Annotated in this window: 12 protein-coding genes; 7 read left to right on the plus strand and 5 right to left on the minus strand. The window is 53.5% G+C overall.

What is annotated here, in order from left to right:
• The first annotated feature begins 139 nt into the window (after nucleotides 1-139).
• Entirely contained in the window at nucleotides 140-490 is a 351-nt protein-coding gene (locus ACLH0J_RS28490) for a DUF3147 family protein (RefSeq protein WP_034138159.1), read from the plus strand.
• A 33-nt stretch (nucleotides 491-523) separates the two neighbouring features.
• Here the strand turns inward: ACLH0J_RS28490 and ACLH0J_RS28495 are convergent, their stop codons facing one another.
• The gene (locus ACLH0J_RS28495; protein ID WP_034138160.1) at nucleotides 524-850 is read right to left on the minus strand and encodes a DUF2790 domain-containing protein; all 327 of its coding nucleotides are present in this window, start codon (nucleotides 848-850) and stop codon (nucleotides 524-526) included.
• Nucleotides 851-1539: 689 nt separating this feature from the next.
• Here ACLH0J_RS28495 and ACLH0J_RS28500 point away from each other — a divergent pair.
• Nucleotides 1540-2214, plus strand: coding sequence for a heavy metal response regulator transcription factor (locus tag ACLH0J_RS28500; RefSeq protein WP_034138161.1), 675 nt, complete (start codon nucleotides 1540-1542; stop codon nucleotides 2212-2214).
• Nucleotides 2211-3629, plus strand: a complete 1419-nt coding sequence (locus tag ACLH0J_RS28505) for a heavy metal sensor histidine kinase (RefSeq protein ID WP_034138162.1) — start codon at nucleotides 2211-2213, stop codon at nucleotides 3627-3629. Before ACLH0J_RS28500 ends, ACLH0J_RS28505 begins: the two co-directional genes overlap by 4 nt.
• Nucleotides 3630-3683: 54 nt before the next feature.
• Here ACLH0J_RS28505 and ACLH0J_RS28510 read toward each other — a convergent pair whose 3' ends face one another.
• Nucleotides 3684-4271 (minus strand): hypothetical protein, encoded by a 588-nt coding sequence (locus ACLH0J_RS28510; protein WP_059395177.1) that lies wholly within the window; start codon nucleotides 4269-4271, stop codon nucleotides 3684-3686.
• Between the two features lie 263 nt (nucleotides 4272-4534).
• Here ACLH0J_RS28510 and ACLH0J_RS28515 point away from each other — a divergent pair, with 263 nt between their 5' ends.
• The gene (locus ACLH0J_RS28515) at nucleotides 4535-4756 is read left to right on the plus strand and encodes a hypothetical protein (protein ID WP_115147432.1); all 222 of its coding nucleotides are present in this window, start codon (nucleotides 4535-4537) and stop codon (nucleotides 4754-4756) included.
• Nucleotides 4757-4838: 82 nt separating this feature from the next.
• Here ACLH0J_RS28515 and ACLH0J_RS28520 read toward each other — a convergent pair whose 3' ends face one another.
• Genes ACLH0J_RS28520 through ACLH0J_RS28530 form a run of 3 tightly spaced genes read right to left on the minus strand, consistent with a single transcriptional unit; the run spans nucleotide 4839 to nucleotide 7655 of the window.
• Nucleotides 4839-6293, minus strand: coding sequence for an ArnT family glycosyltransferase (locus ACLH0J_RS28520; RefSeq protein WP_059395179.1), 1455 nt, complete (start codon nucleotides 6291-6293; stop codon nucleotides 4839-4841).
• Nucleotides 6287-7270 (minus strand): glycosyltransferase family 2 protein, encoded by a 984-nt coding sequence (locus ACLH0J_RS28525; RefSeq protein WP_059395180.1) that lies wholly within the window; start codon nucleotides 7268-7270, stop codon nucleotides 6287-6289. Before ACLH0J_RS28525 ends, ACLH0J_RS28520 begins: the two co-directional genes overlap by 7 nt.
• Nucleotides 7236-7655 (minus strand): GtrA family protein, encoded by a 420-nt coding sequence (locus tag ACLH0J_RS28530; RefSeq protein ID WP_080889212.1) that lies wholly within the window; start codon nucleotides 7653-7655, stop codon nucleotides 7236-7238. The genes ACLH0J_RS28525 and ACLH0J_RS28530 overlap by 35 nt, the downstream gene beginning before the upstream one ends.
• 412 nt (nucleotides 7656-8067) lie before the next feature.
• On the opposite strand from ACLH0J_RS28530, the gene ACLH0J_RS28535 reads away from it, so the two are divergent.
• The 3 genes from ACLH0J_RS28535 (at nucleotide 8068) to ACLH0J_RS28545 (ending at nucleotide 11595) form a co-directional block, all read left to right on the plus strand.
• Nucleotides 8068-9048 carry an IS5-like element ISPst5 family transposase gene (locus ACLH0J_RS28535; protein ID WP_014819555.1) on the plus strand — a complete coding sequence of 327 codons (981 nt, stop codon included), beginning with the start codon at nucleotides 8068-8070 and terminating at the stop codon, nucleotides 9046-9048.
• 121 nt (nucleotides 9049-9169) lie between these two features.
• Entirely contained in the window at nucleotides 9170-10078 is a 909-nt protein-coding gene (locus ACLH0J_RS28540) for a LysR substrate-binding domain-containing protein (RefSeq protein WP_411392904.1), read from the plus strand.
• Between the two features lie 209 nt (nucleotides 10079-10287).
• A complete protein-coding gene (locus tag ACLH0J_RS28545) occupies nucleotides 10288-11595 on the plus strand; it encodes an OprO/OprP family phosphate-selective porin (protein WP_034137073.1) in 1308 nt (435 codons plus the stop codon).
• Nucleotides 11596-11634 lie beyond the last annotated feature (39 nt).

Here is an 11634-nt window from a genome sequence, read left to right on the forward strand (position 1 = left end):
CGCACCACTCTTCAAACAGAGAGAGTGGTGTCGTAAAGGAAAGATCGGGAATGATAGGCGTCAAAACGGCAGGAGCACTTCGTGAGCGCCTTGGGAAGATTCCGACAGACTCTCTCGAGTGCCCCTAGGAGGTTCAGCAATGGCTTGGATCATCACGAAGTACTTAGTCACTGCCGGAATAGTGATTCTAGTATCAGAGCTGGCAAAACGTAGCGACAAGCTGGGTGGCCTAGTTGCCGCTCTGCCTCTGGTCACGGTCATGACGCTGATCTGGCTGTACTTGGAAAACCAGAGTATGGAAAAGATAGCTAATCATGCCTGGTATACGTTCTGGTACGTCCTTCCAACCCTGCCAATGTTTATCACTTTTCCGGTGCTGCTGCCCAAACTGGACTTTTGGCCGACGCTTATCATCAGCATCATCATCACCATGGTAAGTTTTGGGGGCTTTGCTCTGCTGCTACGTCGTTTTGGCATCGAGTTGCTGTGAGCTAAGCGCCGGGGGCAGCAAGTGGGTGGCCGCTCACCGACTATTAACGCACTCGCCTTTCACCAGGTAGCGAACCATGTGCAATTCGCCCTTCGAGTCCTCGTAGGCCATCATGCTTTTCACGTTGCCGCAGTACCGCACGTTGGGCGACACGTACACCAACTTCCCAACGTCCAGATTCATGCCATAGGTGTAGTCTTCAAGCTCTGGCATGGGCTTCTTCACGCTCTGTGCATAGCGCTCTGTAGCCTGCCGAGCAGACTGCTCAAGATCCTCATTGATCTGCACGCTACTTAGAGCATCTGTCGACAGCACAGAGAAGAGCATGAATACGGCAATTGCAGATCTAGTGGTTTTCATGAGAAGTCCATTAATAAAAAAGCGCCCACGGCGGGCGCTAAAATTCACCTTACCAAAGGAGCGTATGGTTCCAAGGTGAATGCATTGGCGTGAGCAGGGTTTCGTTACTCCCGCCATGCTGCTCCGGATGAGACGACTCCAAAGCAGCGCTGCCTGTGTGCTGTACTAAAACTAGCAAAGGCGGCTAACGACAAGATGATTGTGAAATTACAATTTGGACATGTAATAGATTGTAAAGTAATTATCTGCACTTTCGACGGATCAAGAAATCATAGCCGCGCGCAGCGCAGCGCATCCTGCGATGCCACTGATCGGTGGTTGGCAACGAGCTCTTGGTAGCTCCCCAAGGAATTTTCCTGGCAAAACAGAACGGCTTGGCAGAAATGCCGCCTTTTACGACCGAATTCACATGCCAGCTACTGAGTGCTCAACCGGCTGAAGGCCGCTGAATCCGCTAAGCTCAAAGGGTATGCCGGTATGACTGTCAGCAATCTTACGGCTACATTACAAATTTGTAGGATTTCGCCACGGCCAGCTTCTTCGCGTTAAGATTCAAGCGTCCTCAGGTGACCACGGCGTATGGACAGAGGTAGCGACTACCGCATGCCATGCACTCAGCCGAACCTTTAAACAGCCTGCAAACCTCTTGGCGGATTGGCCAATTCCTTCTTCACACCTTGAGATAAGTCATGCGCGTTCTAGTTGTCGAAGACGAAATTAAAACTGCGGAATATCTTCAGCAGGGCCTATCCGAAAGCGGGTATGTCGTAGACATTGTGCACAACGGTGTTGATGCCCTTCACCTATTCAACGTCAATGTCTATTCGTTGGTTCTCCTCGATGTGAACCTCCCAGGTATCGACGGATGGGATCTGCTGGAAACCATCAGGAAATCCAGCCGGGTCCGCATCATCATGCTCACAGCCCGTGGTCGCATCAACGACAAGCTCAAGGGATTGGATGGCGGCGCGGATGACTACTTGGTGAAGCCCTTCGAGTTTCCCGAGCTGCTTGCTCGCATCCGTTCTCTCCAGAGACGTGGCGATGAACTCGTCGAGAAGAGCTCGCTGAAGATTGCCGATCTGGAACTCGACTCCGTGCGCCATCGAGTTTTCCGTGGTGGCACACGCATCGATCTCACCACAAAAGAATTTGCGCTCCTGCACCTGCTCATGAGCAGGACGGGTGAAGCGCTGACTCGTTCCCAGATCATCTCTCTGGTCTGGGACATGAATTTTGACTGCGACACCAACGTCATCGATGTTGCGATCCGGCGATTGCGCTCAAAGATCGATGACCCGTTTGAAACCAAGCTCATTCATACGCTTCGTGGCGTTGGGTACGTTTTCGAGGAACGCGCATGAGTCCGTTCAGCCTGGCTGCAAAGCTAGGGTTCAAAGTCGGGTTGATGAGCGCAGCATTACTGCTTCTGTTCGCGACCTTTGGCTACTTGATGGTGGGTCAAGCGCTGGAAAGAAATGCCAGAGCAGACCTAGAAGTGAAGATGGCAGGCATGGCTCACAACCTGTCCACTATCAACGATATCTCCGGCGTCAACGCGGATGCGCACCAGCTAGTTGATTTGGTCATGGGCCATAACAACCTGTACGTGAGCATATTCGATACATCAACAAAGCAGGTACCTTTGCTCTCGATAGGCTCAAAGCAGGTCAATCTGGAGGTGCACAAGTTCCAGCCGGCTGCGCAGCCTAAAGAGCATGAATGGCGTGATACCCAGGACCGCCCACTGTTGAGCGCTTCTCGTATCATGCGCTTAGCCGATGGAACCGAAGTCAGCGTCTACATGACCATGGACCAGTCATCCAGTGAGGCCCTGCTCGATGCATTGCTGACCTGGGCCCTGATGATGTCGCCCGTCATCCTCGCATTGATCTTGGCCATCGCTTGGTGGACCGTGCGCCGCGGACTGCTACCTCTGACCAAGTTCTTGAAAGTTGCCTCGAAAATCTCCACCGAGAGCCTGGACCATCGCCTGCCAACGGATGGAATGCCCTCAGAGCTTAAAGAGCTCGCTGACGGCATTAACATCATGCTGGCTCGCCTAGATGACGGTGTGCAGCAGCTTTCTCAATTCTCTGACGATCTTGCTCACGAGTTGCGTGCACCGCTTTCCAACCTGATGGGTAAGGCCCAGGTTGCCTTGACCAGAGAACGATCGCTTCAAGAGTACCGGGAAGTGCTGGAATCGTGCACAGAAGAGCTGGACCGCATGAGCCGGATGGTTTCCGACATGCTGTTCCTGGCTCAGGTCAGTCACCCAGCATCCATGGTGGAGTTTGAACCCGTGTCGCTGGTCGACGAGGTTGAGCGTGTATGCGATCTCTTCAGCATTTCGGCAGAAGAAGGCGAGATCCAGCTGCAAATCTCTGGCAATGAGGACGTAGTGCGCGGTAATCGTCTCATGATTCAACGGGCCGTCTCGAACCTGGTGTCAAATGCTATTCGCTACTGCCCACGCGGCCGCACGGTCTACGTGAAGGTGCAACACGGTACGAGCGGTACGACATTGAGTGTCGGCAACCCGGGCCGGGGGATCGCGAGGGAACACCATGCGCATTTGTTTGAACGTTTCTATCGAGTGGACAAGAGCCGAGCACGGAGTGAGGGCGGTACCGGTCTAGGCTTAGCCATCGTTCAGTCGATTATGAGCTTGCATCAGGGCTCGGCGAGCGTGGAAGTAACCGAAGAGAACTTCACGTGGTTCCACCTTCACTTTCCCGAAGCCCAGTTTAAAGAACCTGTAATGGCTGCTGCTTAACCAGCGCAGACATGCATAAGCCCGTCAATTGACGGGCTTTTTTGTGTGCAAGCATCAGTGCCTGAGGACCACAGGCTCCATGGGCGATCGCAAAATCACCGACTTTATGATCCTCTGCTCCTCTGGATTGGCATTCCTCCACAGTTGGGTGAAATACTGCGCGTTCACCCTTTCCTGAGCGCTTACGCTGGCAGCAGTGTCTATAAAACGCATCGTCGTGTAGACACTGATCAACCCCAGGATGAAGAACGCTGTTGCCACGACCATCACATAACGTTTGGCCAAAACCGGGGCACGCTTGAGCTCCAGAATGGAGATATTGGCAGCCTTAGTCGCTGTAGAAAGCTCCGCGATTAGCGGTTTAATGGCCGTGTCGACTCCCCGACACGCGGCGGAATATGCCTCTGCCGCAGCTCGCAAAGCGACCTCTTCGGCATTCGACCAAGCTTTCTCGGCCTTCCGCACCTCATCTTGTATCTGCCGGCCGACAGTATCGACCTGCTCCACAAGGTCGTTCGACTTCTCCAGCACGGCGCTGCAGGTACGTGTCTGAGCGGTCAGCTCATCAATTTGGACAGTGAGCTTTTCAGTGCTTCGACGAAAATCACCGATCGCAACCGCCCAGGGCTCTATGTCATTCATGGCTATCTCCGAGAGCGGCCGAAAGCCGCACTGATTATTTAAGTAGATATCAAAATTGTAATTTTAGGGAAAATTTAACATCGCCCTCAGCAATGCCGAGATAGACATGATCCTTCCAGATTTGCAGATTTAACGCATCATCCCGGCCGCCAAAATTACGGAATTGTAATTATTGACTCACCTTGTCGTTAGCTTCGCGTTCCTAAACTACAAACCAACAAAGGCCGCTAATCAGGCGGACCTAGTAAAAACCGAGGCTCACAATGAAATTTGTCAAATCGATCGCTATTGGCAGCCTGCTGCTTGGTCTCACGGGTGTCGCTTATGCCGAAGGCGGCTACGAGAGAGCGAAACAGTTCAATGAAAACTTTCGAACTGAACAGGCTCGCCTATGGAGCGATGACTCTTCGGATCAGAACAAACAGCAAGTCGCTCTAGAGCAAAAGAAAGAAAGCAAGGATGGTAAGGAACAAGCCGATAATTAATCGGCGGTTAAACAGGACTCTAAATGACGAAAGCAATTTACAAAAAAGCCAGGGTACAACCTGGCTTTTTTGCGTCTGGAATTTAGCCTTCGTCCGTACGAGACGCTCCCGCATCAATTTCTCCAGCCAATCCGTTGTTACTTTGCTGAGCGTCCTTCCAACGACACAGCATTAGCTGGCTGGCGTTTACTTCGGTGATCTTGACGCAGCTCAGGTTGACAGGCAGTTCAGCGTTGCTGTCACGCAGGCGCCTGGATAGGTAGAACGAGCTATCACGTGGCCACTTAGCAGGATCCTGAATGTTCTCTGACTTCCCGCTGCTGTAGAACTCCGACGAATACGAGCGACGGCCAGGGTAGATCAGCGGAGCCGACTGAGCTGACTGCAAATCACTCCAGGCTTCAACCACATCTCGCTGGTTCTGAGGTCGCTGCTCCATTACCCCTGCAATGATGATCCCCGCACCTACGATTGGGAGTACTACAGCGCTCGTAGCGGCAGCCCAAGTGGTCTTCGGGCCTGCATCGCAGATCCGTCCAGACAACAACATGGCCCAGGCTGGTAGAGATGGAAGCAGGTAGGTCCACAGAATGTTACCGGCGAATGTAAAGAATATGGGAGTTGCCAGCGCCCAGAGCCAGAGGTAGGCCTCGAATCGCTGCATTGATCCGCGCTTGCGAATCAGCAGAGGAAGAAAGAAAGCCCATGGCAATAGCGACAAACCGAGCTGAATCCAGATGGTGCCGTATGGCTTGGCATGAGCGCTGCCATAGAGGTCTCCAGCCCAGTTGCTGACGACGTAACGACTCCAGTGTTCACCAACGAAAAAGTATTGCATGAACCCCGGCGTTTTCATTTCGGCCGCGATATACCAGGGCAAGGATATACCGAGCATTAGGACAAGGCCGCCGATCCAGGGAAGTATCAGCACTCGCCCCCACTCTTTATAGAGAACCACCCACACGAATGCTGGCGTGCCCATAAGCACCAAAATGAGCGGACCTTTAGCCAGTAGGCCCAGGCCCAGCCCGGCGAACATCAGGTAGGCATCCGCGTTGCTGGAGCACTTCATCCAACGCCAGAATCCATAGCTGGAGAGCAAAATCGAGAACGACAGAACAGGGTCAGTCAGCACGACTCCGCTGGAGACTAGGCCAAGTGTCGTACTAGAGAAGATGATGGCGGCCCAGATTCCAGCATTACGCGAGATCTGCTGAGTACCGAGCTTGATGATGATGAAACAGCTGCCCAGATGCAGCAGCCAGGCCGGGAATCGAGCAGCGAACTCATTCACCCCGAAAACCGTCATGCTCGCAGCCTGGGTCCAGAAGGATAGCGGCGGCTTACCCCAGAACGGTACCCCGTAGTCGAACATCGGCGTGATCCAATCGTTTAACTCGACCATCTTGCGTGCCATTTCGGCATAGCGTGCCTCCGATGTGTCCATCAGTGGGTAGACGCCCAAACCCAACAAGCGCAATACCAGAATTGAACCCAGGATCCACCACAGGGGCCGCTCTTTTCTCAGATTCAGCATTTCTTACCCTCGATCAAAGGCACCGAAGCATGGAGCGACACGGGATCTGCCTTGCTGTTGCTCTTCAGGAAATAGCGAGGCCGGCGTTTGACTTCTGCGAGTGCCACGCCTAGGTACTCCCCCACCATGGCAACTCCGATGCACAGAAATGAAGCCATTCCGACGAGCAGGTGATGGACGTCGAAGCTGCCTGCTACGAGCGATGCAAGCATGTAGCAGATGCTGGAGACGAATAGACCGAAGCTGATTAGACTGAATATGCGTAGCGGTTTGCGAGAGAAACTGACGATGCTCTCAATGGCCAAATTGAAGAGGCCAGCGGCGTTCCACTTGGTGCTACCGGCATGGCGCACAGTACGATCGTAAGGCAGCTCGACGGTGCGAAAACCTACCCAGCCGATCATCCCCTTGAGTATTCTGGAACGCTCATCCAGCGCTCGAAGTGCCGCCAGTGGAGCAGGTCCGATCAGGCGGAAATCGCTGACATCGGCGGGCAGATCAACCTTTTCAACCAGGCGCTGCATGACCCAGTAGTAAGCCCGGGCACTCACACGCTTGAACCATGAATCACCGGTTCTAAGGTTGCGCTGCATGTTTACTACATCGTAGCCACGCTGCCAGAAATCCACCATGGCCGGGATGAGCTCAGGTGGGTCCTGCAGGTCGACGTCAATGAAGATTAATGCGCTGCCACGGGCATGATCTATCCCGGCGCTCAGTGCTGCCTCTTTGCCGAAGTTGCGGCTGAGGAACAGACTACGAACAGCCGATCCATCCTGATAATCGCGTAGCAAATTTGCAGTTCGATCGTTGCTTCCATCATCAATGTAGAGAATCTCACAAGAGACAGGTAGGCGCTTTACGACGCGGGTGATGCGCTGATGGAACTCTGGAATGCTCTCCTCTTCCTGAAAGCATGGAACGACTATGGTTAATAAGGGATCAGGGCGCTCGGGAAAGCGATGTAATGTCTGCATGATTGAATGTCCAGAAACGGTGTGCAATGAATCCAAGTGCAGTGAGCGTCACAGTCACTAGGACCTGGGAGATGAGCGGTGACAGATTCGACTTGATGAGCAACCACATACCCACGCCGTTGCCGATGTTTGTTGCTAGCGCGACCAGTGCAAACCGAAGAGGCTGAAATTTCCGAAAGCCATCCGCCTTAAAACAGTACGCCCTATTACCTATGAAGCTTGCAATAGCGCCTACCAGGCCGCCGAAAATACTGGCTAGAAATGGCGTAGACATCTCTGTAGCTACCAGCAACAGGAACACAAAATAATGGATTGCAGTGGCTATGAATCCGATCCCTAGATAACGAATCAGTAACCTATAAAGAGGTGGGCTTTTATTTTCCATGTCCGAAGCCTATGGAGGCAAAGGTGAAAAAATGGTGAATCAAATGTAAAAGCACCGCTACCTAAACACACATGTTTCGAGGAACAAAAAAACGGGATGCTAGGCTAGCAGGCTATAATATCAGCAGGATTGCTTGAAAATTACGCTTTGGCAATGAAGGGCCTCCAATAACGCACGCATGACCTACACATTACAATGTTGACAATATAAGGAATGCCGGGCGGCGTTGAGATAAATTCCCCGCATCAAGGGGGACCTAATGGTTACACAAAATGAAACATATACAAGCGGCTCTGTTTCTTACAGTCCTGACATATTGGATGATCTGCCAATTGATGATCAGCTAGGGATGGTCTGAAAAAGACTTCCCGAATCTGGTGAAATACGCCGATCCCGTTGCCCGAGTTTCCCGATGAAGCAAATGACCTTCGCCGACGCCGAGTACGCCGGCAAGCGCAAGCAGACCCGCAAAGAGTTGTTCCTGATCGAGATGGATCAGGTGGTGCCGTGGAAGGGTTTGATTGCCCTGATCGAGCCGCACTACCCCAAGGGTGAAGGTGGTCGTCCGGCGTATCAGCTGATGGCGATGCTGCGCGTACATTTGATGCAGAACTGGTTCGGCTACAGCGATCCGGCGATGGAGGAGGCGCTGTACGAGACCACAATCTTGCGCCAGTTTGCCGGGCTGAACCTAGAGCGTATTCCCGACGAAACCACCATCCTCAATTTCCGTCGCCTGCTGGAGAAGCACGAGTTGGCGGCCGGGATTCTGGCGGTGATCAATGGTTACCTGGGCGATCGGGGCCTGTCGCTGCGCCAGGGCACCATCGTCGATGCCACGCTGATCCATGCGCCGAGTTCGACCAAGAACAAGGACGGTAAGCGTGACCCGGAAATGCACCAGACCAAGAAGGGCAATCAGTATTACTTCGGCATGAAGGCCCACATCGGCGCCGATGCCGAGTCCGGCCTGGTGCACAGCGTGGTAGGGACGGCAGCCAACGTTGCAGACGTTACCCAGGTCGACAAGCTGCTGCACGGTGAGGAAAACATGGTGGGTGCCGACGCGGGTTACACCGGCGTCGAGAAGCGCCCGGAACATGAAGGCCGGGAGGTGATCTGGCAGATCGCGGCCCGCCGCAGTACGTACAAGAAGCTGAGTAAGCGCAGCGCGCTGTACAAAGCCAAGCGCAAGATCGAGAAGGCCAAGGCCCAGGTGCGCGCCAAGGTCGAGCACCCGTTCCGGGTGATCAAGCGCCAGTTCGGTTATGTGAAGACACGCTTCCGTGGCCTGGCGAAGAACACCGCGCAGTTGGTGACACTGTTCGCGCTGTCGAACCTGTGGATGGCGCGCCGACATTTGCTGACGAATGCAGGAGAGGTGCGTCTGTAATGCGGGAAATGGCCGGCGCGAGGTGCTCGCGCCGGCTATAAATCCGGAAAGAGGGGATGATTTGATCGTTTTTTAGCCGAATCACCGTTTTGAAATCGGCAAGGGCTGGAGTCAGCCAGAAATACCTGACTACTTCAGACCATCCCTAGCGCTAGAATTTTTCGCAACAGCACGTTGTGCGAGTTTCAAACAGGCTGCCCGAGGGCTCAATGTACCGGTGGTAGGCTTGCGGAAACGCCTAGAAAAGCTTGAGGAGCACATCGGTGCTCCAGTATTTGTCTATAAGCACAACAAGCTTGCTCTGACGCGCACAGGCGAAAGGGTCAGTCATTACCTGAGCCAGCTCTTCGGCCCAGACGGCCTCGGCAAGGCCGGCGAGAAGGAAGTGCCCAGGCTTACCATCGCGATCACGGAGCCGGTGCTCAGCGACATCGTGAACCGCGATCTGGTCGCATATGTGCGGGATCATGCCGAAATGCAACTAGAAATCCACTCTGAGTGCACAGCGAGAATGCTCTCTGAGTGTGAAGTTGATGTAGGCATAATTTTCGTCACCCCGGATGATGACGGCGAGCTCGATCGAAACCCTACCTATAGGTTTGAAAGGCTTGGTCGAATTGGGCATTCGCTGTTTATTTCCAGTCGCTACTCACGAAGCGTCACGCTGCCAGTTGAGAACGTGGATCTGCATAACTTCATGCTCGTTGTCCCTTGGGATGATGAGATCTTGGCAGACTCACAAAAATGGGCTTCGATAATGGCCGAGCATCAGGGAGGCACAACACGGGTAAAAAACTATAACTTGTCACGCGGCCTCGTCGTCGGAGGCGCTTGCATCGGTGTGCTGCCGGACTACAGTAGAAAAATGGAAAGGAACATCATTCCTATACCGGGTTTCCTGGATGACCTAGTGGAGAAAGATATCTATCTTGTTATCAAATCGACATGCATTCGTAACCCACAGGTATTGGAGATCCGCAGATTGATAAAAAAGAGCTTTTTTGATAAGAAGGATTGGCTTGTTCGGTGACAATTTTGTTAGGTTACAAAATCTCCCCTTAACACTCCAGCAACACAACTGTCATTTTTGCTTGCAAACTAGTCAGAGTGCTTAGAACAAAGGCATCTTGTTACAGCGGGTGACGAACGTGACCTGCTCCTATCTTCAAGATCTATAACGGCCGGCACAGGGCGAAACAATCTGTCGGCTGCTAGCACTTAACACACGAGAGGCAAGCAATGATCCGTTCTTCGAACATGCGGGAAAAGCTGTTGGTCGCTGCAATAGTAGGCACATTTTCCTCGCAAGCATTTTCCGGAACAGTCACTACCGACGGAGCTGACCTAGTTCTAAAAACCAAGGGCGGTCTTGAACTTTCTACCACCGACAAGGAATTCAGCTTCAAATTGGGCGGTCGCGTTCAGGCCGACTATGGCCGATTCGACGGTGTCTTCACCAAGAACGGCGATACCGCAGATGCGGCCTACTTCCGTCGCGCCTACATCGAGTTCGGCGGCACTCTGTACCGAGACTGGAAATACCAGGTCAACTATGACCTGTCCCGCAACACTGGTAACGACTCCGATGGCTACTTTGATGAGGCCAGCCTGACGTACACCGGCTTCGCCCCAGTCCAGCTGCGTTTCGGCCGCTTCTACACCGATTTCGGTCTTGAGAAGGCAACCAGCTCGAAGTGGACAACTGCCATGGAGCGAAACCTCTCCTACGACGTAGCCGACTGGATCAACGACAACGCCGGCATGGGTGTTCAGGCGACCAGCACCATCGCTGACATGGCCTACCTGTCGGGTAGCGTTTTCAGCGAAACCAACAACGACTCCGACGGTGACAGCACCAAGCGCTACAACGTGCGTGGTGTTTTCGCACCGCTGCACTCTGACGGTAATGTCCTGCATGTCGGTGCCCAGTATGCCTATCGCGACCTCAAGGACAGCGCCGTCGACACCCGTATACGCTCGCGCCTGGGCGTTCGCGGTGTAGACACCAACGGCGGCGGCGATGCGGGAACCAACGGCAATCGCATGCTGTTCGGTGGTGCTGCTGCGCAAGAAGGCCTTTGGGACAACGATTCGGTCTGGGGCGTTGAAGGCGCCTGGGCCACGGGTCCATTCTCCGTTCAAGCTGAGTACCTTCGCCGCAAGCTGAAGGCTGATCAGTCCGCCAATGACATGAAGGCTTCGGGTTACTACGCACAGATGGCGTACACGCTGACCGGCGAACCGCGAATTTATAAGCTCGACGGCGCGAAATTCGACACCATCAAGCCACAGAACAAAGATCTGGGCGCCTGGGAAGTTTTCTACCGCTTCGACGATATCAAGGTCGAGGATGGCAATCTGGTTGCCACCGCGGACCAATCCGATGAACGCAAGGCCAAGAGCCACACGGTCGGCGTGAACTGGTACGTCAACGAGGCGGTGAAAGTCAGTGCCAACTACATCAACGTGCGCACAGACAACAACGAAAACACTGTCGGCGACGACAAAGGCAACGCCTTCATCACTCGCCTACAATACGTGTTCTGATTCCCCAATCAGGTGACACAAAAAAGCCGGGAGCGCTCA

It is taken from the genome of Pseudomonas sp. MPB23, assembly GCF_046605395.1.
Lineage (GTDB): Bacteria > Pseudomonadota > Gammaproteobacteria > Pseudomonadales > Pseudomonadaceae > Aquipseudomonas.

Coding starts and splice junctions, on each gene's coding strand:
- ACLH0J_RS28530 (WP_080889212.1), bottom strand. CDS start 7,655: ATGGAAAATAAAAGCCCACCTCTTTATAGGTTACTGATTCGTTATCTA.
- ACLH0J_RS28535 (WP_014819555.1), top strand. CDS start 8,068: ATGAAGCAAATGACCTTCGCCGACGCCGAGTACGCCGGCAAGCGCAAG.
- ACLH0J_RS28545 (WP_034137073.1), top strand. CDS start 10,288: ATGATCCGTTCTTCGAACATGCGGGAAAAGCTGTTGGTCGCTGCAATA.
- ACLH0J_RS28500 (WP_034138161.1), top strand. CDS start 1,540: ATGCGCGTTCTAGTTGTCGAAGACGAAATTAAAACTGCGGAATATCTT.
- ACLH0J_RS28510 (WP_059395177.1), bottom strand. CDS start 4,271: ATGAATGACATAGAGCCCTGGGCGGTTGCGATCGGTGATTTTCGTCGA.
- ACLH0J_RS28515 (WP_115147432.1), top strand. CDS start 4,535: ATGAAATTTGTCAAATCGATCGCTATTGGCAGCCTGCTGCTTGGTCTC.
- ACLH0J_RS28505 (WP_034138162.1), top strand. CDS start 2,211: ATGAGTCCGTTCAGCCTGGCTGCAAAGCTAGGGTTCAAAGTCGGGTTG.
- ACLH0J_RS28520 (WP_059395179.1), bottom strand. CDS start 6,293: ATGCTGAATCTGAGAAAAGAGCGGCCCCTGTGGTGGATCCTGGGTTCA.
- ACLH0J_RS28490 (WP_034138159.1), top strand. CDS start 140: ATGGCTTGGATCATCACGAAGTACTTAGTCACTGCCGGAATAGTGATT.
- ACLH0J_RS28525 (WP_059395180.1), bottom strand. CDS start 7,270: ATGCAGACATTACATCGCTTTCCCGAGCGCCCTGATCCCTTATTAACC.
- ACLH0J_RS28495 (WP_034138160.1), bottom strand. CDS start 850: ATGAAAACCACTAGATCTGCAATTGCCGTATTCATGCTCTTCTCTGTG.